The sequence below is a fragment of the Pseudarthrobacter sp. fls2-241-R2A-168 genome (assembly GCF_030209335.1).
Lineage (GTDB): Bacteria > Actinomycetota > Actinomycetes > Actinomycetales > Micrococcaceae > Arthrobacter.
In genome coordinates, this window is record NZ_JARVSG010000033.1 from 12,841 (window position 1) to 36,670 (window position 23,830).

Consider the following 23,830-nt stretch of genomic DNA (forward strand, 5'->3'; position numbering starts at 1 on the left):
GCCGGCCGCCCGGCCTCGCCCCGGAAGGGGGGCTGTCCCTTGACGGAAGGGGGCAAGGCTCCTACGGTCAATATCGAGAGTCCAGAAGTGTGATTTCAAGGCCGTCCAATGCCAATGTCCGAAGAGGAGCGGCGGCTCCTCAAGGAGCTGGAGCTCCGCCTGATAGCCGACGACCCGCACCTTGCGATGGAGCTGCTGTCCGGGTACCCGTCGCGCCGGTTCAGGTCAGGTGTCTACTACGGTTCAGCCGCGGGTTTGCTCGGCCTTGTCCTCTTTATCGCGGGTATCAGCGGGCAGATCATCGGAGTTGTTATCAGCGGGGTCCTTCTGATGGCTCTGGGCATCTATCTGGCGGTGCGAAAGCCGACGCCCCGTCGCCGTGGCCGGAATGGACGGGCGGGGTAGCTCGGACGGAAGAGGCAGCCCTGCGCCATCTTCAGGCTCCCCGTGCCCGGACGCACGTGGAAGCAGGAAAACCAACCCGGCCAGGACGGTGGCCGCTCCAATCCAGCCCGCCGCCGGGAGCCGCTCCCCCACAACCAGCACGGCCAACACCGCTGCCACCACTGTCTCAACCAGGGAGAGGCCGGTGGCGGTGCTCGCGCGGATCCGGGCCAGGCCCCACCCGAACAGGACGTACCCGGCAAACATCGGGACAAGGGCCATGTAGGCTCCAACGCCGACGTTCGTCCAGGATTCGACGAGTGCGCGTCCGGTCAGGAGGAGCACCGGCATCAGGAGCACCCCGCCCGTTCCGAAAACCGTGCCCATGGTGGCCCTCGCCGACAGTCCGCGGCCGATAAGGCGATGCGCCGCCCACGAATAGAGGGCGTATGTCACACCCGCCACCAGGCCCAACACGATACCGGCGGGCACCGCCCAGGAATCCACACCGGGTTCCATGCCGGTGCCACTCGCGCCGCCAGCATCGCCGGGCCTCTGTCCGGCAACCGATAACAGCGCCGCGCCCGCGACGCCGAGCAGTGCTCCGGCCAGCCACCGGCGGGTGAGCGGCTTCTTGTCGGCAAACCGCTCGATGACTGCTGCTGCAACGGGAGCCGAGCCGATGGAAACCACAGTTCCCACTGCTACGCCGGCGAGATGCATGGAGGTATAAAAAGCCAAGGGATAAACAGCGACGGCCAGCGCTCCCAACGACACCAGCGGCCATTGCTCCAACAGCAGCCGCCATTGGCCCCGGATCCGCCTGGCCGCGTGCAGGGCCTGGAGAAGACCGCCCACACCCATGGCCACGGCACCAATGGCCAGTGGGCTCACTGCCGGAGCAAAGGTGGCCGCGGTTCCCGTAGTCCCCCACAGCACCGAGGCGGCCAGCACAAAAACGGCACCCCAGCCTGCCCCGGGCAGATGTCCAGGCCCCGACAGGCTGCGGGTCCCGGACAGGCTCGTCCTCGAAGGCACCCGACTGTCCCGCCCACGCCGCCTGCTGCGCCCGATCTGCCGGGCAGAGCGGGTCAGGTACATCATCAACGTTGAGCGTTCGGTGGAACCCGTCACAGTTCGTCCAGCATCTGCGCGGCAAGTGTTCGGCCCTGCAGAAGCCGCGCTTCTCCGCCTTCGAGTCCGGCCCGCACCATGGCGCCTTCCAGCACGAAGGCAAGATGGACTGCAAGATCCGGGCGGCGTAAGTCCTGCTCCGGCATCAGCTCTCCCACGTGCTTGGCCAGGAGTGCCTCAACTTCTTCCTTATGGTGCCGGACGGCCAGCCGGCCCGGGCTCCCGGCGGGCAGTTCTGCCGCCGCATTAAGCAATCCGCAGCCGCGGAACCCATGCTCGTACGCGAAGTTTGCGTGATCCACATAGGCGTCAAAGACGGCCAGCACCCGTTCGCGGGGCCCACCAGCGGCGTCAACACGGGTCCGGTAAAGGCCGAGCCACTCTTCGTGCCGGGCTTCGAGGTAGGCGGCCACCAGGTCCTGCTTGGAGGCGAAGTTGTTGTACAGGCTCTTTTTCGCCACACCGGCCTCGGCAGTGATGGCGTCGATTCCGGTGGCACCGACACCTCGGGCATAGAAGAGCCGCGCGGCGGCGTCGAGCAGCAGTGCACGGGCACGCTTTTTTGGTTGCACTTCAGCCGGGGACACCGCAGCTCCTTCTTTTGAGGTAGGTAGACCAGTCTACCTACCTCAATGGGGTGAGGAGCCATACTTTCCCCGTTTGTACTGATGGAACGGTGCCGTCCAGGCGTAACCTGAAGGCGACTTCGGCGCTGAGGAGACGGCAATGGGTTCAATGGATGGGCGCCTGGCCCTTGTTACCGGTGCCACGGGCGGACTGGGGAAAGCCGTGGCGGCCGGGCTGGCACGGGAAGGCGCTGCTATCGTCGTCGTCGGACGCTCCGTTGCCCGGGCGGAGGAAGCCATGGCGGCCGTCCGCGGCCAAGTGCCGGACGCCCGGTTCGAACCGCTGGCCTGTGACCTGTCGGACCAGTCCTCCATCCGCTCGGCGGCGGCAGACGTCCTCTCCCGGCACGAACGGCTGGACGTGCTGGTCAACGCTGCAGGCGTGTTCCGGAAGGAACGCCATGTGACTCCCGACGGGCTGGAGCTGACCTTCGCCACCAATGTCATGGCCTATTTCCTGCTGACCACCCTGCTGCTGGACAGTCTGAAAAGCAGCGGAACCGGCGGCGCTTCCGGAGGCGGGCGCATCGTGAACGTGGCTTCGAGATACGGCAGAACTACGCTCAACTTCGATGACCTCCAGACAGCGAGCGGCAAGTACAGCTACCTCCGCTCCACGCCGCCCACCATGCTGGCCAGGGTCCTGCTCACCCAGGAATTTGCCGAACGGCTCCGCGGAACGGGCGTGGTGGCAAACGCCGTGCACCCGGGGCTGGTCAAAAACACTGGCCTGCTGCAGGACGTGGGCGGTCCGTTCCGCTGGATTACCAATGCCATCGGCGCCCCTGCCGAAAAGGCTGCCGACACCCCAATTTGGCTTGCCGCCGCACCCGAAACCGCGGAGGTTTCTGGAAAGCTGTGGGCCAATCGGAAGGAGCTGCCAACGCCGGGGATGGGCTCGGACCCTGAAGCCCGGAGGCGCTTGTGGGCGGAGTGCAGCCGGCTGGCAAGACTTTCCTGACGGCCAACCCATCCGTCGTGGCGGCGGCTCCGAACCACAGGGGCAAGAAGTCCCTTGGGAGCGGATAGAGCAATGGACGAGCAGGACCAACAGGCACTGACCGGCGGGGTTATCCAGGAACACAACCTTGATCTCGCCCAGCTGTGGCTCGATTACATCGCCTTGGGCGGCAACGCCACCCAACAGGACATCAAGGACTACAGCGCGGGACGCACCAGCCTTCCAGCGAAGGAACGCGACGTCCTGTCCCAGGCTGTCAACGAGCATTCGGATCCGGAAGGCCGGCCCCGTGAACTGCTGGCGATGGCCCCTTACAGCAACTCTCCGCTCACCGTGCCGCGGCGGGATTCCTCCGGCTCGCAATCCTCCAAGTAGGCGCGCCCCAGCCCGAGGGCGCGCCGCTGGGTTTGGGCCCCGCCCGCCTGTCGGTTCGGGCCGCCATTGAGTTCGGGCTTGCCCGTGGGTTTCGGGGCTCTAGGCTGCAGCGCGGGAGTTGAGGGTGTCCCTGATGCCGTTCAACGCCGGGTCCCGCAGCGACATAAACGCCGGCTTCAGGAGCGGCTGGATGATCTTGGCAGGCCCTTTGATGCTGAACTCGGCCGTGTACTTGACCACGGACCCGCCGGCCGCGGGGCTGACGTCGATGGAGTCGAAGGCAGTCACCGTTTTGTTCTCACCACGGAGCTTGATGTGGTTCTCTGTCAGCTCGATGACCTCATACTCCAGGGACTGCCGCTTGCCCCGGAACTCGGACTCGGCGTGGTAACGGTGGCCCACGGCCACCGGACCAGGCGTCAGTTTGTCCATCACCGGAGTGCTGGGATCCCACTCGCTGGTGTTTTCGAACTCCCGCATGTAGGCGAAGGCCTGGTCCGCGGGCAGTTTTGTTTCCACACTTCCGGTGACTGTGATCATCACCCCAGTGTAGGAACCGCATCTCCGGAAGCCCACCCCTATCAGCGACGCGGCGCACAGAGTTGGGCGGCCGCCATCTTGAAGCACAATTTTCCGCCCAGCTCCTGCGGCCTGATCCACACTTCGAAACCCTCAGCGGCAGTGAACAGGGTCCTGCCGCCGCCGGCGTCTGCCGCGATCCACAAGGCCGAGGAATCCTCCATGGCGTCGTCCACCACGCCGGTCCGGACAACCTCGAAGTCCTTGCGGATCTCCACCGGCGCCCCAATCAACCGGCGCCAGTCATGGTAGCGGTACGGCTTCATCGCCTTCCTCCAACCATTACCTTGCCCAACCCGGCCGGTCAGCAGGCTTCGAAGTCCGTGAGGACCTTGACCTTGCCCGCCGAGGCAGAAGCCGGGTCGAACGTGTAGCCGATCCACTCCTTGGCCAGCCTGCGCGCCAGCTCGATGCCCACCACCCGCTGGCCCATGGTGAGGACCTGGCAGTCGTTGGACAGGATGGAACGCTCCACCGAGAACGAATCGTGCGCCGCGGTGGCCCGGATTCCTTCCACCTTGTTGGCGGCAATTGCCACCCCGATTCCAGTGCCACAAAACAGAATGGCACGGTCGGCGGCGCCCTCCCGGATCATTTCCCCGGCGGCTATCCCCACATACGGGTAGGGTCGGGTGAAGTCGTCCGGGGCATCAGTGCGATTGACTCCAATGTCGATAACTTCAGTGATGCGCGGATCCTGCCGGAGGTCTTCAAGGACCTTGTCCTTGTAATCCACCCCTGCTTCGTCCGCGCCCACGATGAGCCGCAGTCCCATGGCTTGTCCTTTCCCTGTCTTTTGCTTGTGTGCGCTAATGCTTGCGCAGGTTTACGCTTGTGCTCCGGCAGGTTCCCTGCCGGGAATGGCTTGGTCGCGGCCGGGAACGGCCTGGGCGCTGCCGGGAGCGGCCGTGAAATGGGGGCCCATCACGGTGAACACCATCGCCAGGGACGTGGCGCCGGGATCCGGCGTTCCGAGGCTCTTTTCCGCCAACGGCCGGGCGCGGCCCTTCAGCGGCAAAAGGTCGGCAGTGACCGCGGCAGCTTCGGTGGCATGCAGGGCAGCCTCCTCCCACGCCTTGCTTGCGGGCTGGCCTTCCCCCACCAGGCGGCTGAACGTTTCAACAAAGGGCAGCAGGGCGTCCACCATGGTTTTGTCGCCGGTTTCCGCTTTACCCAGCTGGACGATCCGGTCGGCGAACGCGGTCACCGCCGAGGCCAGTTCCAAGGCGTCCGGGGCAGCAGAATTCCCCACGGACTTCCCGAAGGCCCGCAGGCCTGCGCCCCACAGAACGCCGGAGGTTCCGCCCGCCTTGTCGGCCCAGGCATCGCCGGCTGCGGCGAGTAGGTCGCCTGCTCCGGCCCCTTGCCCCAGGGTGAGGGAAGCTGCGGCGGCTGCGGCATCAATTCCGCGGACCATCCCGCGACCGTGGTCGCCGTCGCCGGCGATGGCGTCCATCCTGCCAAGCTGCTCCTCGGCGTCGTGAATCCAGGACCTGGCCGCTTCAAGCGCCGCAACGCAGGCGCCGGCAAAGTCCCGGGAGGCCGGTGTGGCGACGAACGCCACCAAGTCCGCACCGCCGTCGGACGTTTCATCGACGTGCAGCGCACCTGCCTCCCGGGGCGCGTTTCCGCGGCGGTAGGCGGGCGTTTCCGCAGGAGCAGTCCAGAGCGGTTCCAATTCCTCATCCAGCCACGTCATGGTGAGCGAGACGCCGGCCATGTCCAGGCTGGTGACCAGTTCGCCTACCTCAGGCATCACCAGGGTGTAGCCCGCGGCGCGGAGCAGGGGCGCCACGGTTCCCCAGAGGACGAAGAGCTCCTCATGCTTGGTGGAACCGAGGCCGTTAAGGATGACGGCGGCCCGCATCCCGGCACCCTCCGGCGCCTCGGCCAGCAGCCGGGTTACCAGTTCCTGGCCCAGTTCCTTGGCGGAGGGCAACGTTGTGTCGTACAGGCCCGGTTCGCCGTGGATGCCCAGCCCGAGGCCCATCTGTCCGTGCGGGAGCGAGAACAGCGGCGATCCGGCACCCGGGAAGGTGCAGCCGGCGAACGCGCTCCCGATGGTGCGGGTAAGGCCATTGGCCTTGCGGCCCAGCCGGACTACTTCAGTCAGGTCGGCGCCGTTTTCGGCGGCCGCGCCCATGATCTTGAAGACGGTGAAGTCACCGGCGATGCCGCGGCGCTTTTCGGCTTCCGACGGCGGCGCGCTGGCGATGTCGTCCGTGACCAGGACGTTCTCCACGGCGATGCCCTCGGCGGCCAGCCGCTCGCTGGCCATACCGAAGTTCATCACGTCTCCGGCGTAGTTGCCGTAGGTGAAGACGACGCCGGCGCCGGACTCTGCGGCCTTGGCCACGGCATACGCCTGCTGGGCGGACGGTGAGGTGAAGATGTTGCCCACCACTGCGCCGTCGGCGAATCCCTGGCCAATGAGGCCGGCGAAGGCCGGGTAGTGGCCGGAGCCGCCGCCGGCCAGGACGGCCACCTTGGGCTGTGCGGGCCGGTGGCGCCGGACGGCGCCGCCCGGGACCTGGCGCACAAGGTCCGAGTGGATGTCGCAGAAGCCGGCCAGGGCCTCCTCGGCGAAATCTGAGGGGTCGTTGAAGATCTTTGTCATGGTGGGCTCTCCGGCATCCGTGGTTTCGTGGGCGGGCGGGACCGTTAGTGCATGTGGCTTCCCCCGTTGATGTCCACGGTGGTGCCGGTGAGGTAGGCGGAGTCTTCGGAGGACAGGAAGGTGATCACGGCGGCCACTTCCTCGGTGGTGGCGTTGCGGCCCAGCGGGATGCCGGCGTTGATGGCGGCTTCCTGCTCCTCGGTGCTGCCCACGCGGATGTTGGTGTCTACAGCGCCGGGGGTGATCGCGTTGACCGTGACGCCGGTGGCGCCCAGTTCGCGGGCAAGGGCTTTGGTGAAGCCGAGGATGGCTGCCTTTGCCGACGAGTAAGGGACCTTGCCGAAGACACCGCCGCCGCGCTGGGCGGACACGGAGGACATGTTCACGATCCGGCCCCAGCCGTTCTCGATCATGGCCGGCAGGAAGGCCTTGGTCACCAGGTAGGTGCCGGTGGCGTTCACGTCCATGACCTTGTGCCACAGCTCCAGCGTGGTTTCGAGGAACGGGACCGGGGAGGTGATGCCGGCAATGTTGGCCAGGGCGCCCACCGGGGGCAGGTTTCCGGCAGCCACCTCGGCGGCCACTGCAGCCTGCGCAGCGGTGACCGAGGCTTCGTTGGCGACGTCGATTTCGTGGCCGAAGGCGGGGACGTTGAATTCATTGCCGATCTCGGCGGCAACTTTCGCGGACTTCTCGCCGTCGAGGTCCAGGATGACCACTGCCCAGCCCTGATTCGCATAACGGCGGGCGGTGGTGAGGCCGATGCCCCGTTCCGAGGTGGCTCCGGTGAGGACGGCGGTGCGCTGGATGGTGGTCATGATTGCTCCTTGGTTTTGTGGGGTTTAGGCGTTATTGGGTATCAGATGAGGTCGGTGATGAAGCTGGCTGCTTTCGCTGCAGCCGCGGGGCGTTCGTCGTGGGTGACATCCCGGGTTTCCAGCTCCAGCGAGAAGTGCCCGGTGTAACCGTCCCTGGCCAGCCGCTTCAGGCCGCCGGCGAAGTCCGCGTTGCCGTTGCCGATGCTGAGGTTGATGTTCCCCGGTACGGCATCGCGCAGGTGGACGTGGGTGATGCGGCCGCGGTGCCGGTCCAGGTAGGCGTGGACGTCCTCGCCCGCTGCGGTGATGTGGCTGAAGTCCATAACGATTCCGACGCCGGACCCCGCCAGCCGGTCAGCCAGCAGTCCTGCGCGCTCCAGGTTCCAGCAGAAGCGCAGGAAGTGCAGCGATTCGGTCCAGAGTTCGACGCCGAACTCCGCTGCCCGTTCCCGGGCGCCGATCAGCTGGGCGGCGATGAGGTCCAGGTCCTCGTCCATGCTCCGGACCGGGTTGTGGTCCAACGACCCGCAGGGGAGGACGAGAGCCCTGGCCCCCGTGGCGGCAGCAAGGCCAAGCAGGGCGTCAAGGTGCCGCTGCCTCGCGGCGGTGGCGTCGCCGTCGAGCACTGCATTCAGGTCACCAATGTCACCGTTGACGGAGCGCACCCGCAGGCCCGACGCCAAGGCCTCAGCGGAAACAGCCTTGACGGCCGTGGCGGTGAGTTCGTAGGGGACGTGGTCGCAGACTCCGGGCAGCGCTCCAAGATCGATTTCTTCGAAGCCCAGTTCCCGCATGCTACGCAGGGCCACGGGGAGCTCCTGGTGACGGAAGCTGATGGATGAGCACCCGAGACGGGAATGGAACATCGTTGATCCTCTGGTCAGGCCAAGCAGTAGTGATGGGCACCACAGTACCGCTGTTGAATGTTAACAGTCAACCTCTGGTGGTGACTGTTGACAGTAACCATGATGCGGGTCACACTTAGGGATATCATTTGTTAACAGTCGACAGCGGCGGACTCCTTCAGCCGCTCTTCGAAAGGGAACCACCATGAGCAAAGATGCTCTGACCATGCGCGGTCCGGTCCACGGCACCAAGGACGCCAGGCGTGTTGCCATTGGCTCCGGGGTGGGCGCGGTGATCGAGACGTATGACTTCATCGGTTTCGGCACCGCCGCTGCGCTGTACTTCGGAACTGCGTTCTTCCCGGGCAGCGATCCCGTGACGGGCACCCTGGCCTCCTTCGCCACCCTGGGTGTCGGCTTCGCGGCCCGCCCCCTGGGCGGCATCATCGGTGGCCACCTTGGTGACAAGGTGGGCCGCAAGCCCGTCCTGGTTGCTTCGCTCATCCTGATGGGCCTGGCAACCTTCGCCATCGGCCTGCTGCCCACCTACGCCGCTGTGGGGCTGCTGGCCCCGGCACTGCTGGTCTTCGTCCGCATCGTCCAGGGCCTGGCCTTCGGTGCTGAATGGGGCGGCGCCATCCTGATGAGCTACGAGCACGCACCCTGGAAGTCCAAAGGCAAGTACACCGGCATCGTCCAGGCCGGCTTCCCGGTGGGCCTGCTGCTGGCTAACCTGACCTTCCTGGTCAGCGTGAACCTGGGCGGCGAGCTCGCCTGGCGCGTCCCCTTCCTGGCCAGCATCGTGCTCGTAGCCGTGGGCCTGATCATCCGGTCCAAGGTTCCTGAATCCCCCGTCTTTGACGAGGTCAAGGACAGCGGCGACATCGTGAAGTCCCCCATCGTTGAGGTCATCAAGACTGACTGGCGCAATATCGTCAAAGGCATCGGCCTCCGCGTTGCCGAGACCGCCGGCTACGCCGTGTCCATCACGTACATGATTTCCTACCTGCACACGGAAAAGCTCGCGGACAAGACCCAGACCCTCGTCGCCCTTTGCATCGCCTCCGCCGTAGGCATCCTCGCCACCATGGCCTGGGCCCGCCTGACGGACCGCATCGGCCGCCGGCCCCTCTACATCTGGTCCACCGCCTTCGCCGCACTCTTCGCGATTCCGATGTTCCTCCTGGTCAACACGGGCCTCTTCATCGCCATCATCATCACCATCGTGATCTCCTACGCGGTCTGCCAGAACTCCTTGGCCGGCGCCCAGGGCGCCTGGTTCCCGGAGCTCTTCCAGGCCAAGACCCGCGCTTCCGGCGCCAGCCTGGCCTACCAGATCTCCGCCATGGTTTCCGGTTTCACCCCGTTCATCACCACCCTGCTTTTCGTCAGCTTCGGCTGGATGGGCCCGGCACTGCTCTTCGGCACCTACGCGCTGATCGGTCTCTGGGCCGCAGTGGCCACCCGGGAAACCTGGGGCAAGCGTGAGCGGGAGCTGGCGGACGAAGCCACCAAAAGCACCCCCAACACGGTAAGCGTCTAATGACGGTCACGAACCACACGAACACGGAGCAAGTAATGGCAACAAACACCGTCCAGGACCGGCCAACAGCGGCCGGGGCACTGGAAGACGGAGCGGCGCGTGGCCCGGTAACCCAAGAGCGCATCGCCAAGATCAGCGCCGCTGCCTTCCGGATCCGGCACCACGCCCTGAACATGGGCGAGGTCCAGGGCCAGGGCTACGTGGGCCAGGCCCTCGGCGCAGCCGACATGCTCGCCACGGTCTACGGCGATCAGCTCCGGTTCCGCGCCGAGGACCCGCACTGGGAAGCCCGCGACCGGTTCCTGCTCTCCACCGGCCACTACGCGATCGGCCACTACGCCGCCCTGGCAGAGGCCGGGATCGTGCCGGTCGAAGAGCTCGAGACCTACGGCTCCGACGATTCCCGGCTGCCAATGTCAGGGATGTCCACCTACACGCCCGGCATGGAAATCTCCGGCGGTTCACTGGGCCACGGACTGACCATCGCCGTCGGCATGGCCCTGGGCCTGCGCTACCAGGGCTCGAACGCCCGGGTGTTCAACTTCCTCTCGGACGGCGAACTGGACGAAGGCTCCACCTGGGAGGCCGCCATGGGCGCGCACCACCACCAGCTGGGCAACCTCACCGCGATGGTGGACATCAACGCCCTGCAAGCCGACGGCAAAACCGACACCGTGCTCCGCACCGAGCCGGTCACCGAAAAGTGGGAATCGTTCGGCTGGTACACCCAGCGTGTGGACGGCAACGACGTCGGCGCCCTGCTCGCAGCGTTCGACAACGCAGCCGCCCAGGCCGCCGCCGTCGGACGCCCTTCAGTAATCCTCTGCGACACGAAGGTGGGCCGCGGCGTCCCGCTCCTGGAAAACCGCGAAAAGGCGCACTTCATGCGCATCGAAGAACACGAATGGCAGACCTGCCGCGAGCAGCTCACCGCCGGTTATGAAGGAAAGGCTTCAGCATGAGCACCACCACCGAGGCCCCCGACACCACAACAGCCGCTGCAGCACCCGCCAAGCCGAAGCTGAAGACCTCGGCGATGATCGCTTCCTTCGCCGATCCCGGCCAGAAAACCAGCTCCGCACCGTTCGGGCACGCACTGGTCAAGGCAGCGCAGGAGAACGACAAGATCGTGGGCCTCACCGCGGACCTGGGCAAGTACACGGACATGCACATCTTCGCCAAGGCCTTCCCGGAGCGCTTCTTCCAGATGGGCATGGCCGAACAGCTGCTCTTCGGCGCCGCGGCCGGCCTTGCCGAGACCGGGCTGGTGCCGTTCGCGTCCACGTACTCGGTGTTCGCCGCCCGCCGCGCCTACGATTTCCTGTGCCTGGACGCCGCTGAGCCGAACCTGAACGTGAACATCGTGGGCGGCCTGCCGGGTCTCACCACCGGGTACGGCCCCAGCCACCAGGCCACCGAAGACATGGCGATCTTCCGCGGCATGCCCAACCTGACCATCGTTGACCCCTGCGACTCGGTGGACATCGAACAGGCAGTCCCCCAGCTCGCAGCGAGCGAGGGGCCCACCTACCTGCGCCTGCTGCGCGGGAACGTGCCCACGGTACTGGACGAGTACGACTACACCTTCGAACTCGGCAAGGCCAAGGTGCTGCGCGGCGGCAACGACGTGGTGTTCATCTCCTCCGGCCTGATGACCATGCGGGCCCTGCAGGCAGCCAAGGCGCTGGCAGCTCACAACGTGGACGTCGCCGTCGTCCACACCCCCACCATCAAGCCGTTCGACGCCGAGACCGTCCTCGCCGAGATCAACACAGACCGGCTGGCCGTCACCCTGGAAAACCACTCGGTAGTGGGCGGGCTGTTCGAAACGGTTGCGTCCGCCGTCGTGACCGCCGGGGTGGGCAAGCGCGTGGTTCCTGTGGCGCTGCCGGACCAGTTCCTCGACGCCGGCGCCCTGCCCACGCTGCACGACCGCTACGGCCTCGCTGTGGACCGCATCGTGGCGAAGGTGCTGGCCGAACTCGGGTAGCCGTCCTTTGCTGGCCAGGAGTTCAGCAGAGGTCCATCACCGCAGAAAGCACGGCACCAGGTCCCGCCCGGTGCCGTGCTTTCTGCCGTACTATCGGATTACGACTGTAAACAGTCGACTTACAACATTGAGGACAGACACCATGGCCGGAGTGAGCGCACCGCTGCTGGGACTGCAGAAGAAAAGCCTGCGCGAGCAGGCACTGGCGGCATTGAGGACCGCTATCACCAGTGGTGAACTGGAACCCGGCCGGCACCTGGTGGAGACCGAACTGTCCGAGATGCTACAGATCAGCCGCGGAACCCTCCGTGAGGCGCTTCGGCAGCTGGAGCAGGAGGGGCTGCTGTCCGCCGGGCCGCGCGGCCGGCTGTCCGTCCGCCACCTGGATGAGAAGGAAATCCGGGATATCTACGCTGTCCGGGCTGCCCTGGAATCCCTGGCGGCCCGCACGCTGTGCGAACTGCCGGACCGGCAGCACGTAATTGGCTCCCTGCGCTCCGCTATTGATGCCATGAAGGCGGCCGAAAAGGCAGGCCTGCAAGAGCGCGTTGAATCGGACCTGGAGTTCCACCGCACCCTGTGCCGGCTCACGAAAAACGAGACCCTGCTGCACACGTGGGAGTCACTGGAAGGCTCCATCCGGATGTCCATCATGTTCGCCGGATTGGAGAAGGGCGTCCGTAATATGAGCGTGGACCGCCACCACGACATCGTGGCCGCGATCGAAACCGGCGACGCGTCCCTGGCCCGCAAGACCATCCGGGAACACATGGATACCGCTGCCGCGAACCTGGTGGCCTAGTAGCCCGCCCAGCCGGGAATCCCTTTGAGTTGCTGACCGTTAACTGAGTGTGCGGAAGAGTCCGCGCCTTCAGACGAGGGATTGAATGAACGCGAAGTTTGTATCAGTTGAAGACGACGCCGGGAAGGTCACCCGCTACGCCCGCCATGTGAACGGTGGCGGCCTCATCGCCCCCGGCGCATCAGTGGCCGGGAGCGCGACCATCGGTCCGATGACTTACGTGGAGTACGGCGCCCGGGTCGGCTCGGGCTGCCGCATCGGGCGTGGCAGCTGGATCGACCGCGACGCGACCATCGGCGACCGCACGGTGATCGGTGACGGCGTGCGGATCGGCCGCGGCACGGTGGTGGGAAGCCGCGTGCACATTGGGAGCCATTCGAGGATCGGCTCGGGGGTCCTGATTGAGCACGGCGTGCACCTGCACGCCGACACAACAGTTCCCGACGGCGGGCACGTCCCGTTGGGCGTTCGCGCGCATGTTGCGGATCAGGCAAAGCACCGGCCGCACCGGAAGAGCAAGGGCCGGATGGCCGCCTGAGCCTGTGCTGCAACGTTCGCGCCCCCCAACCGGCGGTCCCCGCCTGCCCGAGGCGCCCGGCGGTCTCCTCTGCTTCGCCTTGGGTCAGGGCCTCGAACCGCCCGCTCGCCGCGCCTTCAGCGCCGCGGCTCCCCACACTGCCAGCAGGAGCGCCACGAGCAGCAGGCCGGCGTCGCCCAGGTCGATGGATCCCAGCCAGACCGTCAGGGGATCCTCCAATGTGAAGGCGGCATTCGCAAACCCGCCCAGCGTGATGGCGGCGATGAACAGGGCGGACACAGCGGAGATGCCCGTGACCAGGGCATTAAAGCCGAGTTTGCGCTGCCGGTCGGCGAGGGCCGAACGGTACATCCGCATCATCGCCAGCCCGTTCAGTGAATCGCACAGGGTCATGGCGGCGGTGAATGCGAGGGGCAGCGCCAGCAAGGCGAACGGCGGCACCCCGGCCAGGGACGCCGCCGTCGTCATCATCAGCAGCCCGATAGTGGTGGCGGTATCGAAGCCCAGCCCGAAGAGGAAGCCGATGACGTAAATGTTCCGCGGCCGCCGCACTCTGGACAGAGGCCTGGCAAGGAGCTTGGCCACCAGTCCCTGCGGCTCCAGGTCCTGAGGGTCTATGGTGCCACCGCTGCGGGAGCGTCGGTAGGCGCGGGCCGAGCGGACAAAGGCCGATCCGTTGAACAGGCCCATTCCCAGCAGGAACAGCCCGGAAACGCCGCTGCCGATCAGGCCGAGGACCAGGTTGCCGGCGGACCCGTCCTGCATCAACCCACCCACGGCCGCGGCGCCGGCAATCACCAGCACGCCGGTCAGCGTCACCACGGAGCTGTGGCCCAGGCTGAAGGCGAACCCGACACTCACCGGGTCCTGGCGGTCCGCCACAAACTTGCGGGTGGAGTTGTCGATGGCCGCGAGGTGGTCCCAGTCGTAGCTGTGCTTCACGCCAGCGAGATACGCGGTGAGGACCAGCCCCCAGGTGAGAGCCTGCGCGCCGGATGCCCCTGGCGTGCCGCTGAGTAAAAGTACGACGGCGGCTGCATGCAGGGCGGCCACGGCGCCGAACAGGCACAACAGCCGGGTGCGCAGCGGCAGGGTGTCCCGCTCCCGATAGAAAGTGGCGATGTTCGCGATGGCTGTCATCAGTGCTTCCTCAGGTTCAGCGGTTCCTGCCCGTACCACCGTTTCCGAAGCAGGGCTGTGCAAGCGCCGAGCAGGCGGTTCAGTTCGCCTGTGCTGTTCGAGAGCGATCGCAGGACCAGCCCGGTGGTGCCCGCCGCGCTGCGGGTGAGTGACATGCCGGTCAAGGCGTCGTTTTCTGAGGTCACGCTGTGCAGATCATCGGCGAGCGCCTGGTCCACCCGCGGGTCGACAACAACCAGCGATCCGAGGTGGCTGTAACCCTCCATAAACCCCAGCCCGGTCACATCCCCCAACGGCGGTCGGATCAGGAGGTTGTCGAGCGCCAGCAGTTGGCTGCCGTCCTCAGTTTCAACATGGATCTCGTTCCGCAGCCGCACTTCCTCATACCGGAACGCGGCCCCGTCGGGAGACCATCCGGGGGTCACCACTTCAGCCATCACCAGGGACGACGACGGCCGGACAGTAATGTGCGTCCGTTGCCGGTAGCTGGCCTCCCGGTAGGCAATGAGCTGGTCAGGCACAAGCTCCAGCCGCGCCCCCTCCCCCAGCCGAATGACCATCCGCTGCTCAGCAAAAGACCCCGGAGTCCGATAAACCTTCGTCGCAGACTGGGTAGTAAGAACAAGCTCCGCCTCTTCTTGCACCTCGACATCCAGCAGAAAAAGATCTGCCCCAAGATAAGCCCCACCAGGATTCACCACGACATAACAAACCTGCCCCGAGTCGTCGAGATAGTGAGGCCGGAGCACCCTCAACGCGCCCTGATGAAACTGCCGGGACGCAATGGAACGCTCCCCACGCTCACTGATGACGAGCTCCAGCACTCCACGAGGCGACACAATCGCAGAGGCTGCGGAGCCGGGTGTAAGGGGCCGCGGCGTGGCGGGCACCGCGGAGCGGGCACGGCCCCTTACACCCGGTGAAGCGGCCGGACCCAAGGGGACCGCCGTCGTGCTCATGACGCGAGGTCAAGCATCAGGACGTCGTGGCGTATCCAATCGATGACCTTTTCCAGCCCTTCGTCGGTCTTGAGGTTGGTGAAGCAGAAGGGTTTGTTGCCCCTGAATTCGCGGGAGTCCCGTTCCATCACTGACAGGTCCGCCCCGACGTGCGGTGCGAGGTCGGTTTTGTTGATGATGAAGAGGTCGGACTTGATCATGCCCTGGCCGGCTTTGCGGGGGATTTTTTCGCCTTGGGCCACGTCGATGATGTAGATGGAGAAGTCGACAAGTTCGGGGCTGAAGGTGGCGGAGAGGTTGTCGCCGCCCGATTCGACGAAGATGACCTGCAGGTCGGGGTGCCGTGCCTTGAGTTCCTCAATGGCGGCGGTGTTCATGGAGGTGTCTTCGCGGATGGCGGTGTGCGGGCAGCCGCCGGTTTCGACGCCGATGATCCGGTCCTCGGGGAGGATGCCGTTCGCGGCGAGGATTTTGGCGTCCTCGATGGTGTAGATGTCGTTGGTGATGGCGGCCATGGAGATTTCGGCGCTCATGTGCCGGGTGAGCCGCTCCACGAGCTGGGTTTTGCCTGCTCCGACGGGCCCGCCGATGCCGATCCTGATGGGTTCAGACATTAGTCCTCCTTTGAAAAACACACTTAGCTCATGAACATCCGGGCACGTTGGCGCTCGTGCCGCATTTGCGAAATTTCCAGGCCGGGGCTGACGGCGCCAAAGTCGTCCGGCGTGAGGCGGGCGATGCTGTTGATGGCGGCAGCGACGTCGTCGTGCGCCTTCCGCAGCAGCCGCTGCCCGGCGTTCTGGCCCAGCGGGATGGCGCGGACGGCGTTCTGCGTCAGGGAGGTGGCGGCGGCGAAAAGGTAGGCGGCGAGCGCCTCCTCCATCGGCACGCCCAGTGAGCGGGCGACGACGGCGAACGCCAGCGGCTGGTGCCCCGCGGCCCGGCCAGTGGCCACCAGGTCCCGGTACAGCCCCAGCTCAGCAGAGGGAAAGACCTCCACCCCGATCTCAAGCAACCGAAGCCCCATCTTGACGGAAGCCTCCCGAACCTGCCGCGGCAACAAAGAAGCAGAGAGCAGCGCATCAAGTTCAAGAACATCGGCCCCCTCATAAAGAAACCGGATAGCCAGCCCATCGGAATAAGTCAGCTGTTGCGAGACAAAAGCAGCCAACCACCGCCCAAAACCAGCCTCATCAGCGACCACCCCGGCGTCGACATACGTCTCAAACCCAAGAGAGTGAGCAAAAGCCCCAGTAGGCAACGCGGAATCAACAAGCTGCTGCAAAGCCAACTGGTAGTTCATAACCACGCTCGCAAGGTGAGGGGGGAGCCAGACGCAGCGGAAGCGGGTGAAGGGGGCTGCGGCGTGGTGGGCACCGCGAAGCGGGCACAGCCCCCTTCACCCGCTGGAGCCCCTGACACTTCCCTCGGCGCAGCCGCGGGGCGAAAGTTAGTGACTGTGTTCAGCATGGCGAAAAGGAACAGGCATAACGCGTTCCTGCCGGGAGAAGGGCACACCCACATGGATGAGGTAGTCCTCGACGGTGTGGTCGTAGGCGCATACCATGACGTCCGCTTCATATTCGGACGACGAGTCGAAGAACTGTGCCTGGAGGTGCCGGTTGCCGAGGGAGTGGGCTACGACGCCCATTTCGTGGATGGTCCGGGGTGCAATGACGAGGACGTCGGTGGGCAGCACGGAGACGACGATCATGTTGGTTTCTGCGATGTGCAGGATGTCGCCGTCGCGCAGGTCGCCGGAACCGGAGGGAAGGCGGATGCCGATTTCCTTGCCGTGGTCCGTGGTGGCGCGCTGGATGCGTTTGACCAGCTGGGCGCTCGGGAGGACCACTTTTTCCTGGTGCAGGGTGGCGTAGGTGTGCGGGTCCGGCAGTTCGTGCAGGTTGCCGAGGACTTTTTCGATGATCATGGGTGGCTCCGGGGTCAGGAGGTGCTTTAGAACAGGAAGTAGCGCTGGGCCATGGGCAGGACGTCGGAGGGCTCACAGGTGACCTCTTCGCCGTCGACGGTCACCTGGTAGGTTTCCGGGTCCACCTGGATGTCCGGCGTGGCGTCGTTGTACTTGAGGTCGGCCTTGGTGAGGGTGCGGATCCCGGAGACCGGCCGTATGACTTTTTCCAGGCCGAGCTCGTGGGGCACGTCGGCGTCGATCGCTGCCTGGGACAGGAACGTGATGGAGCACTGCTGGACGGCTTTGCCGAACGCGCCGAACATGGGGCGCATGGTGCGTGGCTGCGGGGTGGGGATGGAGGCATTGGCGTCGCCCATGAGTGCGTACGCGATCTGGCCGCCTTTGAGCACCAGTTCCGGTTTGACGCCGAAGAAGGCCGGGTCCCACAGCACCAGGTCCGCGAACTTGCCTTCTTCCACCGAGCCCACCGAATCCGCGATGCCCTGAGTGATGGCCGGGTTGATCGTGTACTTGGCCACGTAGCGCTTGAGCCGGAAGTTGTCGCTGCCCGCAGACCCATGGAAACCGGCAGCGCTGTCCCCCCGGGGGTCTTCCAATACGCCCCGCTGCTTCTTCATCTTGTCCGCCACCTGCCACGTGCGGGTGATCACCTCGCCCACCCGGCCCATCGCCTGGGAGTCCGAGGAGGTGATGGAGAAGATTCCCAGGTCCTGCAGGACGTCCTCGGCCGCGATGGTTTCGGCGCGGATCCGGGAATCGGCGAAGGCCACGTCCTCGGGGATGTCCGGGTTGAGGTGGTGGCACACCATCAGCATGTCCAGGTGCTCTTCGATGGTGTTGCGCGTGTAGGGCAGGGTGGGGTTGGTGGAAGCGGGAAGGACGTTGGGCATGCCGGCGATCTTGATGATGTCCGGTGCGTGCCCGCCGCCGGCGCCTTCGGTGTGGAAAGTGTGGATGACCCGGCCGTTGATGGCGCGGATGGTGTCCTCCACAAAGCCGCACTCGTTCAGTGTGTCGGTGTGGATGGCCACCTGGACATCGAATTCGTCCGCCACTGTGAGGGACATGTCGATCGAGGAGGTGGTTGATCCCCAGTCCTCATGGACCTTCAGCCCGATCGCCCCGGCGCGGATCTGTTCGGCCAGGGGTTCGACGGCGGAGGCATGGCCCTTGCCGAAAAGTCCGATGTTCATGGGGAACCCCTCAGCGGCCTGCAGCATCCGCTGGATGTGCCACTTCCCGGGTGTCACGGTGGTGGCCTTGGTGCCTTCGGCCGGGCCGGTGCCGCCGCCGATCATGGTGGTGATACCGCTGGTGAGAGCGGTGGGGACCTGGTCCGGGGAGATGAAGTGGATGTGGGTGTCCACGCCGCCGGCGGTGAGGATCTTGCGTTCGCCCGCGATGATTTCGGTGCTGGCCCCGATCACAATGTCCACACCATCGGTGATCTGGGGATTGCCCGCCTTACCGATCTTGAAGATATGCCCGTCCCTGAGGGCCACGTCGGCCTTGTAGATGCCGGTGTAGTCAAGGATCACGGCGTTGGTGATCACGGTGTCGGGCACTCCGTCGCTGGAAGAATCACCGTCGCGGACCGCTTGGCCGTTCTGGCCCATGCCGTCGCGGATGACCTTGCCACCGCCGAATACCACTTCCTCGCCGTAGACGGTGAGGTCCTTTTCGATTTCGAGGAACAGTTCGGTGTCTGCCAGGCGGATCGAATCGCCCGTCGTCGGGCCGTACAGATCGGCGTACTGCCGGCGTGGAATCTCGAAGCTCACTTGGCACTCTCCTTCGCGTCTTCGGGGGCCCCGCCGCGCAGTTTTCCATTGATGGCGTTGCTGAGGCCGTACACCTCGCGGCCGCCGGCGAGTTCGATCAATCGCACGTTCCGGGAGTCCCCCGGTTCGAACCTGGCAGCGGTTCCGGCGGGAATGTCCAGCCGCCGGCCGTAAGCTGCTTCCCGGTCAAAAGCCAGGGCAGCGTTGGCTTCGGCAAAGTGGAAGTGCGAGCCCACCTGAACGGGCCGGTCGCCGGTGTTGGTGACCGCGACGTCGATCGCCTCACGCCCGGCGTTCGCCGTCAGAGGCTCCGGCCGAAGGATGTACTCTCCAGGAATCATGGCCTGCCCCTCAGCGGATGGGATCGTGGACGGTGACGAGCTTGGTGCCGTCAGGGAAGGTTGCCTCGATCTGCACGTCATGGATCATTTCCGGCACGCCTTCCATCACGTCTTCGCGGGTCAACAACGTTGTTCCGTAGCTCATGAGGTCGGCAACGGTGCGCCCGTCACGGGCGCCCTCGATCAGTTCGTAGCTGATGATGGCCACGGCTTCCGGGTAGTTGAGCTTGAGTCCGCGGGCCTGGCGGCGGCGCGCCAGATCGGCGGCCACCACAATCAGGAGTTTTTCCTGCTCACGTGGCATCAGATGCATTGCGGGTCCCTTCAGCGGCCAGCGGACGGCGTGCTGCCCACATTAGGTGGCGGACGTTTCAGGCACGTTTCGGGACTGTAATGCAGGTCTCTCCGCTGCCAGGGCTGTACCGGCTCCCGGCTGCGCGCTGAATCTCCCCGGGTTTCCACCCGGGGAAGGCGGTGACGACGGCGTTTCGCCGGGACACGCCGTCGTCCGTCCTTAAAGGTGGGGAGACTCAGCCCCTACTGCGCCTCACTGAGCCGGGCGAGGATCTCGTTGGTGGACTGGACGGGCTGGCGGTAGGTGGTGGAGAGGATGCGCAGCATGTCCGCCGCGTCCTGGTTGTCCTCGGAGGCCATGGCTTCCTTGGCGTACGTGACCCGGATGTTGTGGGCGAAGGCGTCCGCGCCGGTCTGGGCGATGCAGTTGTGGGTGGAGACGCCGGCCAGCACTACTTCATCGGCACCCCAGTTGCGGAGGCGGGAAAGCAGGTTGGTGCCCACAAACGCGCTGTCCCTCGTCTTGTTCAGCTGGGGCAGGCCGTCGATGGCCAGCCCGGGCACAGCTTCCGCCTGCCTGGTGCCGCGGAAGATAAAGCCCTGGTCGTCGTCGAGCATGTTCAATGTCCAGGTGGATTTGTCCCGCTCGTGCTCGGTGCCCACCATCAGCGCCTTGTGCCCGCTGGCTTTGAAAGCCTCAAGCAGCCTGTTGCAGCACGCCACCAACTGCTCCTGCTGGGCTGCCAGTTCCGGCGCCTCGAAGTATGCGTTCTGCATGTCGATGACAAGAAGGGCAATCATGCGCGGTACCTTTCCTCGTGTTGCTCGTTCGGGAAAACGTACCCTCCCGGCGGCCGGGTGAAACTCAGGCCGGGAAACCGGAGGCGCGTAAAGACCTAGGGTGCCGATTCCCGGATCTGCAGCTGGAACCCGGCTTCCACGTGCACGCCCTGGTCCGCTGTTTCCCGGCCTTCGATCCGGTCGATCAGCAGGGCGATGGACCGCTCGGCGATCTCTGCCATTCCGGGTGAAACTGTTGTCAGCGACGGCGAGGCAAACCGGGCTTCGTCAATGTCGTCAAAGCCGGCGACGGCCACCTGGTCCGGGACTTTGATGCCGCGGATGAGCAGCTCGTGCATGGCACCCAGGGCCAAGGCGTCGTTCAGCCCGAACACCGCATCAAATTCAACCCCCTTGTCCAGGAGCCCGGCCACTGCCGCGGCGCCCCCGTCCCGGCGCCACTCACACGGTGCAACCAGCGCGGGATCAAAGGGAATCCCGGCCGTGTCCAGTGCCTGCCGGTAGCCGTTGAGGCGAAGCCCTGGAGTCCCGCCGGACTCATCCGGACGGGCGCCAATGACGGCGATCCGGCGGCGGCCGGCCGCCGTCAGGTGCGCGGTCAGTGCCGCGGCCGCTTCCTCGTTCTTCATGGTGACCAGGTCAAACCGGGGATCCAGGATGTGTTCACCGAGCATCACCAGCGGTTTTTTGCCCTGCCGCCCGGCAATGGCATCAGCCTCCATCACCAAAGGGGTGAACAACAGGCCGTCGGTGAGCTGCCGGAACGGACCTTGCAGGGCATTCAGTTCAGCATCCACCGTGGCATCGGACTGCTCCACGAGGACCCGGTACCCGCGCTGCGCTGCGGCCTTCATCAGCCTGGATGCCAGTTCGGCGTAATAGGGGGCGGAGAGGTCGGACAGCACCAGGCCCAGCATGCGGGTCTTCCCGGAGCGAAGGCTGCGCGCGGTCAGGTTGGCCTCGTAGCCCAGCTCGGCGATGGCGTCCTGGACCCGTTGTTTGGTGGCAGGACGGATGAACTCGTAGTCATTGAGGACGTTGGAGACCGTCTTCAGCGACACCCCCGCTGCCCTCGCAACATCGTTCATGGTGACCGCCATCGTGGCTCCTTCGTGTGGTTCCGCCTGTTCCTGCGATACATCGTTGCAGAAGAAGCCGTTGCGGCGGGAACCCGCCGTCGGGCCTGGGGCAGAAGCAGCCCGGTCAGTCCTTGGCCTTGGCCGCTTTCGCTGCAGCCTTGGCCGCCTGCTTGCTGGCGCGGACCTTCACCAGGGACTCGGGATCAACGATGTCCGCGACCGAGAGATACGAGCCTTCCTCGCCGTAGTGCCCGGCAGCCTCCCGCCAGCCCGGCGCCTGGAGGCCCCGCTGTTTGCCCAGCAGGGCAAGGAAAATCTTTGCCTTTTGCTCACCGAAGCCTGGCAGCGCTTTGAGCCGGCGGAGGACCTCCGCACCGTCAGGACCGCCCTTGGTCCAGATCGCGGTGGCGTCGCCGTCCCATTCGCTCTGCACGGCTTCAGCGAGGGCCTGAACCCGAGCCGCCATGGACCCCGGGAAGCGGTGGACGGCGGGGCGTTCCTTGAACATCTCCACGAAGGCCTGCGGCTCCTGGGAGGCGATCGCTTCCGGCGCAATGGAACCGATCCGGGTCCGGATCTTCTCCGGGCCCGCGAACGCCGATTCCATGGTCACCTGCTGGTCCAGCAGCATGCCCGTCAGCAGCGCAAAGGCGTCCTCACTCAACAACTTGTCCGCGGCGGGATCCCCCGTGATGTGCAGTTCCATGCTGTCCATCCTCCCAGAGGTTGGCAGGGACGTCAGCAGCCATCGCCATGACGTCCCCACCCCCGGATCAGCCGCCCACTGCGAGGCGGATCATGGACCAGGACACTGCCGGGAGGGTGGCGGTGAGGCGGCCGCCGTCGGCCTTCACCGAGACGTTCTCCGCCGGAAGGACGGACGTTGAATCATCGGCGCTGGCCTGCCAGTAGGGGTCCTTGTTCGCGTAGGTCAGCGCCTCCACCACGCGCACATCGCCCAGGCCGGACACCACGGCGTCCAGGCCAAGCGCATCCGTGGCCGAGCGGTTGACGGCGAACACCACGGCCTCACCCTTCTCTGCGTCATAGGTCGCGACGGCGGACACTGCGGCGAAACCGGCCGTCTTGCCGCCGCTGACAACCGGGGATTCGACGGCGAGCTGCAGCACAGTCCCGGACGCGTGGCGGGAGGTAAGTGCGAACGGGTGGAACGTGGTCTGCTTCCAGGAGCGGCCTCCGGGCTCGGTCATGATGGGGGCGATCACGTTGACCAGCTGCGCCAGGCTCGCTGAATGCACGCGGTCAGTGTTCTTGAGCAGGGTCACCAGGAGATCACCGACGACGACGGCGTCCGCCACCGTGTAGGTGTCCTCGAGCAGGACGGGCGCCACCGGCCAGTCCTTGCCCGACGGAACCCTGGACTCGTCGCGGCTCATGTGCCAGACGTTCCACTCGTCGAAGGAGATGTTGACCTGTTTAGTTGACTTCTTCACCGACTTCACGTGGTCGATGTGGCTCACGATGTCGTGGATGAAAGCTTCCATCCGGTGGCCGGCGGAGAGGTGCTCCTGGAGGTCGCCGAAGTCCTCGAAGTACTGGTGCGCCGAGATGAGGTCCACCAGTTCGTACGTCTCGGAGAGGACCACGCGCTCCCACTCACCGAACGTGCTCATGGTGGGGCCGGAGCTGCCGCACGCCACGAGTTCCAGGTCCGGTTCGATCATGCGCATGCCCCGGGCGGTGTCCGCTGCCAGGCGGCCGTACTCGAGCGCATTTTTGTGGCCGATCTGCCACGGCCCGTCCATCTCATTGCCAAGGCACCACATCTTGATGCTGTAGCCGTTCTCCGCCCCATTGGCCTTGCGCTGTTCCGAGAACGCCGTTCCGCCGTCGATGTTGCAATACTCCAGCAGGTCCAGCGCCTCCTGGGTGCCGCGGGTGCCAAGGTTCACCGCCATCATGGTTTCGACGCCGGCCTTGGCCGACCACTTGGCGAACTCGTCAACGCCCACCAGGTTGGGGTCAGTGGAATGCCAGGCGAGGTCCAGCCGGACGGGGCGCTGGCCTGCCGGTCCAACGCCGTCCTCCCAGCGGTAGCCCGAAACGAAGTTTCCGCCCGGGTAGCGGACCGTGGATACGCCAAGTTCCCGCGTCAATTCCAGGACGTCGCCGCGGAACCCGTCCTCGTCCGCCGTCGGATGTTCCGGCTCGAAGATGCCGGTGTAGACGCAGCGCCCCAGGTGCTCTACGAAGGCACCGAAGGTGCGGCGGCGGACAGGCCCCACGGTGAAAGCCGGGTCCATGGTGATTTTGGCGGCTGCGGTTCCTG

The 23,830-nt window shown here is 65.6% G+C and carries 27 protein-coding genes and 1 pseudogene; 8 read left to right on the forward strand and 20 right to left on the reverse strand.

What is annotated here, in order from left to right; translation table 11 throughout:
* Window positions 1-114: 114 nt before the first annotated feature.
* Window positions 115-288 (forward strand): annotated as a pseudogene (locus tag QRN11_RS16145) (DUF3040 domain-containing protein); the annotation flags it as partial.
* Here QRN11_RS16145 and QRN11_RS16150 read toward each other — a convergent pair.
* Both QRN11_RS16150 and QRN11_RS16155 read right to left on the reverse strand, forming a co-directional pair.
* Window positions 244-1,518 carry a DMT family transporter gene (locus QRN11_RS16150; protein WP_350224002.1) on the reverse strand — a complete coding sequence of 425 codons (1,275 nt, stop codon included), beginning with the start codon at window positions 1,516-1,518 and terminating at the stop codon, window positions 244-246. The pseudogene QRN11_RS16145 and the gene QRN11_RS16150 sit on opposite strands and share 45 nt — an antisense overlap.
* Window positions 1,515-2,105, reverse strand: coding sequence for a TetR/AcrR family transcriptional regulator (locus QRN11_RS16155; protein ID WP_285313588.1), 591 nt, complete (start codon window positions 2,103-2,105; stop codon window positions 1,515-1,517). Before QRN11_RS16155 ends, QRN11_RS16150 begins: the two co-directional genes overlap by 4 nt.
* 139 nt (window positions 2,106-2,244) lie before the next feature.
* Here QRN11_RS16155 and QRN11_RS16160 point away from each other — a divergent pair, with 139 nt between their 5' ends.
* Window positions 2,245-3,105: an SDR family NAD(P)-dependent oxidoreductase gene (locus tag QRN11_RS16160; RefSeq protein ID WP_285313589.1), complete on the forward strand. Its 861-nt coding sequence runs from the start codon at window positions 2,245-2,247 to the stop codon at window positions 3,103-3,105.
* A gap of 72 nt (window positions 3,106-3,177) precedes the next feature.
* Entirely contained in the window at window positions 3,178-3,480 is a 303-nt protein-coding gene (locus tag QRN11_RS16165; RefSeq protein WP_091420465.1) for a hypothetical protein, read from the forward strand.
* A 99-nt stretch (window positions 3,481-3,579) separates the two neighbouring features.
* Here QRN11_RS16165 and QRN11_RS16170 read toward each other — a convergent pair whose 3' ends face one another.
* From QRN11_RS16170 to QRN11_RS16195, 6 genes are read right to left on the reverse strand one after another with little or no spacing between them, the layout of a single operon-like run.
* Window positions 3,580-4,020, reverse strand: coding sequence for an SRPBCC family protein (locus QRN11_RS16170; protein WP_091420463.1), 441 nt, complete (start codon window positions 4,018-4,020; stop codon window positions 3,580-3,582).
* Between the two features lie 41 nt (window positions 4,021-4,061).
* Entirely contained in the window at window positions 4,062-4,325 is a 264-nt protein-coding gene (locus QRN11_RS16175) for a hypothetical protein (RefSeq protein WP_285313590.1), read from the reverse strand.
* Window positions 4,326-4,363: 38 nt separating this feature from the next.
* Entirely contained in the window at window positions 4,364-4,834 is a 471-nt protein-coding gene (locus tag QRN11_RS16180; RefSeq protein ID WP_139204945.1) for a ribose-5-phosphate isomerase, read from the reverse strand.
* A gap of 51 nt (window positions 4,835-4,885) precedes the next feature.
* Complete coding sequence (locus tag QRN11_RS16185) at window positions 4,886-6,676, reverse strand: dihydroxyacetone kinase family protein (protein WP_285313593.1); 1,791 nt, start codon at window positions 6,674-6,676, stop codon at window positions 4,886-4,888.
* 44 nt (window positions 6,677-6,720) lie between these two features.
* Window positions 6,721-7,494, reverse strand: a complete 774-nt coding sequence (locus QRN11_RS16190; RefSeq protein ID WP_091420458.1) for an SDR family NAD(P)-dependent oxidoreductase — start codon at window positions 7,492-7,494, stop codon at window positions 6,721-6,723.
* A gap of 41 nt (window positions 7,495-7,535) precedes the next feature.
* On the reverse strand, window positions 7,536-8,360 hold the full coding sequence (locus tag QRN11_RS16195) for a sugar phosphate isomerase/epimerase family protein (RefSeq protein ID WP_285313595.1): 825 nt from the start codon (window positions 8,358-8,360) through the stop codon (window positions 7,536-7,538).
* Window positions 8,361-8,544: 184 nt separating this feature from the next.
* Between QRN11_RS16195 and QRN11_RS16200 the strand changes: the two genes are divergently transcribed.
* From QRN11_RS16200 to QRN11_RS16220, 5 genes are all read left to right on the forward strand, one after another.
* Entirely contained in the window at window positions 8,545-9,882 is a 1,338-nt protein-coding gene (locus QRN11_RS16200) for an MFS transporter (RefSeq protein WP_285313596.1), read from the forward strand.
* A 35-nt stretch (window positions 9,883-9,917) separates the two neighbouring features.
* The gene (locus QRN11_RS16205) at window positions 9,918-10,844 is read left to right on the forward strand and encodes a transketolase (protein WP_285313597.1); all 927 of its coding nucleotides are present in this window, start codon (window positions 9,918-9,920) and stop codon (window positions 10,842-10,844) included.
* On the forward strand, window positions 10,841-11,872 hold the full coding sequence (locus QRN11_RS16210) for a transketolase family protein (protein ID WP_285313598.1): 1,032 nt from the start codon (window positions 10,841-10,843) through the stop codon (window positions 11,870-11,872). The genes QRN11_RS16205 and QRN11_RS16210 overlap by 4 nt, the downstream gene beginning before the upstream one ends.
* A 142-nt stretch (window positions 11,873-12,014) precedes the next feature.
* Window positions 12,015-12,674: a GntR family transcriptional regulator gene (locus tag QRN11_RS16215; RefSeq protein WP_285313599.1), complete on the forward strand. Its 660-nt coding sequence runs from the start codon at window positions 12,015-12,017 to the stop codon at window positions 12,672-12,674.
* Between the two features lie 85 nt (window positions 12,675-12,759).
* Window positions 12,760-13,212, forward strand: a complete 453-nt coding sequence (locus QRN11_RS16220; RefSeq protein WP_285313600.1) for a transferase — start codon at window positions 12,760-12,762, stop codon at window positions 13,210-13,212.
* Window positions 13,213-13,296: 84 nt separating this feature from the next.
* Here QRN11_RS16220 and QRN11_RS16225 read toward each other — a convergent pair whose 3' ends face one another.
* The 12 genes from QRN11_RS16225 to arfA form a co-directional block, all read right to left on the reverse strand.
* Entirely contained in the window at window positions 13,297-14,352 is a 1,056-nt protein-coding gene (locus QRN11_RS16225) for a HoxN/HupN/NixA family nickel/cobalt transporter (protein ID WP_285313601.1), read from the reverse strand.
* The gene (locus QRN11_RS16230; RefSeq protein WP_285313602.1) at window positions 14,352-15,176 is read right to left on the reverse strand and encodes an urease accessory protein UreD; all 825 of its coding nucleotides are present in this window, start codon (window positions 15,174-15,176) and stop codon (window positions 14,352-14,354) included. Before QRN11_RS16230 ends, QRN11_RS16225 begins: the two co-directional genes overlap by 1 nt.
* 131 nt (window positions 15,177-15,307) lie before the next feature.
* A complete protein-coding gene (gene ureG, locus QRN11_RS16235; RefSeq protein WP_285313603.1) occupies window positions 15,308-15,925 on the reverse strand; it encodes an urease accessory protein UreG in 618 nt (205 codons plus the stop codon).
* Between the two features lie 23 nt (window positions 15,926-15,948).
* A complete protein-coding gene (locus tag QRN11_RS16240) occupies window positions 15,949-16,614 on the reverse strand; it encodes an urease accessory protein UreF (RefSeq protein WP_285313764.1) in 666 nt (221 codons plus the stop codon).
* Window positions 16,615-16,761: 147 nt separating this feature from the next.
* Window positions 16,762-17,241, reverse strand: coding sequence for an urease accessory protein UreE (gene ureE, locus QRN11_RS16245; protein WP_285313605.1), 480 nt, complete (start codon window positions 17,239-17,241; stop codon window positions 16,762-16,764).
* A 26-nt stretch (window positions 17,242-17,267) separates the two neighbouring features.
* Window positions 17,268-19,025, reverse strand: a complete 1,758-nt coding sequence (gene ureC / locus QRN11_RS16250; protein WP_285313606.1) for an urease subunit alpha — start codon at window positions 19,023-19,025, stop codon at window positions 17,268-17,270.
* Window positions 19,022-19,366, reverse strand: coding sequence for an urease subunit beta (locus QRN11_RS16255; RefSeq protein WP_285313608.1), 345 nt, complete (start codon window positions 19,364-19,366; stop codon window positions 19,022-19,024). The genes ureC and QRN11_RS16255 overlap by 4 nt, the downstream gene beginning before the upstream one ends.
* Window positions 19,367-19,376: 10 nt before the next feature.
* Window positions 19,377-19,679 carry an urease subunit gamma gene (locus tag QRN11_RS16260; protein ID WP_091420439.1) on the reverse strand — a complete coding sequence of 101 codons (303 nt, stop codon included), beginning with the start codon at window positions 19,677-19,679 and terminating at the stop codon, window positions 19,377-19,379.
* Between the two features lie 224 nt (window positions 19,680-19,903).
* Window positions 19,904-20,461, reverse strand: a complete 558-nt coding sequence (locus QRN11_RS16265) for a cysteine hydrolase family protein (protein WP_285313611.1) — start codon at window positions 20,459-20,461, stop codon at window positions 19,904-19,906.
* Window positions 20,462-20,556: 95 nt separating this feature from the next.
* Window positions 20,557-21,561 carry a LacI family DNA-binding transcriptional regulator gene (locus QRN11_RS16270; RefSeq protein ID WP_285313613.1) on the reverse strand — a complete coding sequence of 335 codons (1,005 nt, stop codon included), beginning with the start codon at window positions 21,559-21,561 and terminating at the stop codon, window positions 20,557-20,559.
* Window positions 21,562-21,664: 103 nt separating this feature from the next.
* Window positions 21,665-22,255, reverse strand: coding sequence for an HhH-GPD-type base excision DNA repair protein (locus QRN11_RS16275; protein WP_091420434.1), 591 nt, complete (start codon window positions 22,253-22,255; stop codon window positions 21,665-21,667).
* Window positions 22,256-22,313: 58 nt separating this feature from the next.
* The gene (arfA, locus tag QRN11_RS16280; RefSeq protein WP_502935046.1) at window positions 22,314-23,810 is read right to left on the reverse strand and encodes an arabinosylfuranosidase ArfA; all 1,497 of its coding nucleotides are present in this window, start codon (window positions 23,808-23,810) and stop codon (window positions 22,314-22,316) included.
* Between the last annotated feature and the right edge of the window lie 20 nt (window positions 23,811-23,830).

Excerpts from the sequence above, each read along its gene's own strand:
- QRN11_RS16160 (WP_285313589.1), top strand. The coding sequence starts at position 2,245 with ATGGGTTCAATGGATGGGCGCCTGGCCCTTGTTACCGGTGCCACGGGC.
- QRN11_RS16165 (WP_091420465.1), top strand. The coding sequence starts at position 3,178 with ATGGACGAGCAGGACCAACAGGCACTGACCGGCGGGGTTATCCAGGAA.
- QRN11_RS16170 (WP_091420463.1), bottom strand. The coding sequence starts at position 4,020 with ATGATCACAGTCACCGGAAGTGTGGAAACAAAACTGCCCGCGGACCAG.
- QRN11_RS16175 (WP_285313590.1), bottom strand. The coding sequence starts at position 4,325 with ATGAAGCCGTACCGCTACCATGACTGGCGCCGGTTGATTGGGGCGCCG.
- QRN11_RS16180 (WP_139204945.1), bottom strand. The coding sequence starts at position 4,834 with ATGGGACTGCGGCTCATCGTGGGCGCGGACGAAGCAGGGGTGGATTAC.
- QRN11_RS16185 (WP_285313593.1), bottom strand. The coding sequence starts at position 6,676 with ATGACAAAGATCTTCAACGACCCCTCAGATTTCGCCGAGGAGGCCCTG.
- QRN11_RS16190 (WP_091420458.1), bottom strand. The coding sequence starts at position 7,494 with ATGACCACCATCCAGCGCACCGCCGTCCTCACCGGAGCCACCTCGGAA.
- QRN11_RS16195 (WP_285313595.1), bottom strand. The coding sequence starts at position 8,360 with ATGTTCCATTCCCGTCTCGGGTGCTCATCCATCAGCTTCCGTCACCAG.
- QRN11_RS16200 (WP_285313596.1), top strand. The coding sequence starts at position 8,545 with ATGAGCAAAGATGCTCTGACCATGCGCGGTCCGGTCCACGGCACCAAG.
- QRN11_RS16205 (WP_285313597.1), top strand. The coding sequence starts at position 9,918 with ATGGCAACAAACACCGTCCAGGACCGGCCAACAGCGGCCGGGGCACTG.
- QRN11_RS16210 (WP_285313598.1), top strand. The coding sequence starts at position 10,841 with ATGAGCACCACCACCGAGGCCCCCGACACCACAACAGCCGCTGCAGCA.
- QRN11_RS16215 (WP_285313599.1), top strand. The coding sequence starts at position 12,015 with ATGGCCGGAGTGAGCGCACCGCTGCTGGGACTGCAGAAGAAAAGCCTG.
- QRN11_RS16220 (WP_285313600.1), top strand. The coding sequence starts at position 12,760 with ATGAACGCGAAGTTTGTATCAGTTGAAGACGACGCCGGGAAGGTCACC.
- QRN11_RS16225 (WP_285313601.1), bottom strand. The coding sequence starts at position 14,352 with ATGACAGCCATCGCGAACATCGCCACTTTCTATCGGGAGCGGGACACC.
- ureG (WP_285313603.1), bottom strand. The coding sequence starts at position 15,925 with ATGTCTGAACCCATCAGGATCGGCATCGGCGGGCCCGTCGGAGCAGGC.
- QRN11_RS16240 (WP_285313764.1), bottom strand. The coding sequence starts at position 16,614 with ATGAACTACCAGTTGGCTTTGCAGCAGCTTGTTGATTCCGCGTTGCCT.
- ureE (WP_285313605.1), bottom strand. The coding sequence starts at position 17,241 with ATGATCATCGAAAAAGTCCTCGGCAACCTGCACGAACTGCCGGACCCG.
- QRN11_RS16255 (WP_285313608.1), bottom strand. The coding sequence starts at position 19,366 with ATGATTCCTGGAGAGTACATCCTTCGGCCGGAGCCTCTGACGGCGAAC.
- QRN11_RS16260 (WP_091420439.1), bottom strand. The coding sequence starts at position 19,679 with ATGCATCTGATGCCACGTGAGCAGGAAAAACTCCTGATTGTGGTGGCC.
- QRN11_RS16265 (WP_285313611.1), bottom strand. The coding sequence starts at position 20,461 with ATGATTGCCCTTCTTGTCATCGACATGCAGAACGCATACTTCGAGGCG.
- QRN11_RS16270 (WP_285313613.1), bottom strand. The coding sequence starts at position 21,561 with ATGGCGGTCACCATGAACGATGTTGCGAGGGCAGCGGGGGTGTCGCTG.
- QRN11_RS16275 (WP_091420434.1), bottom strand. The coding sequence starts at position 22,255 with ATGGACAGCATGGAACTGCACATCACGGGGGATCCCGCCGCGGACAAG.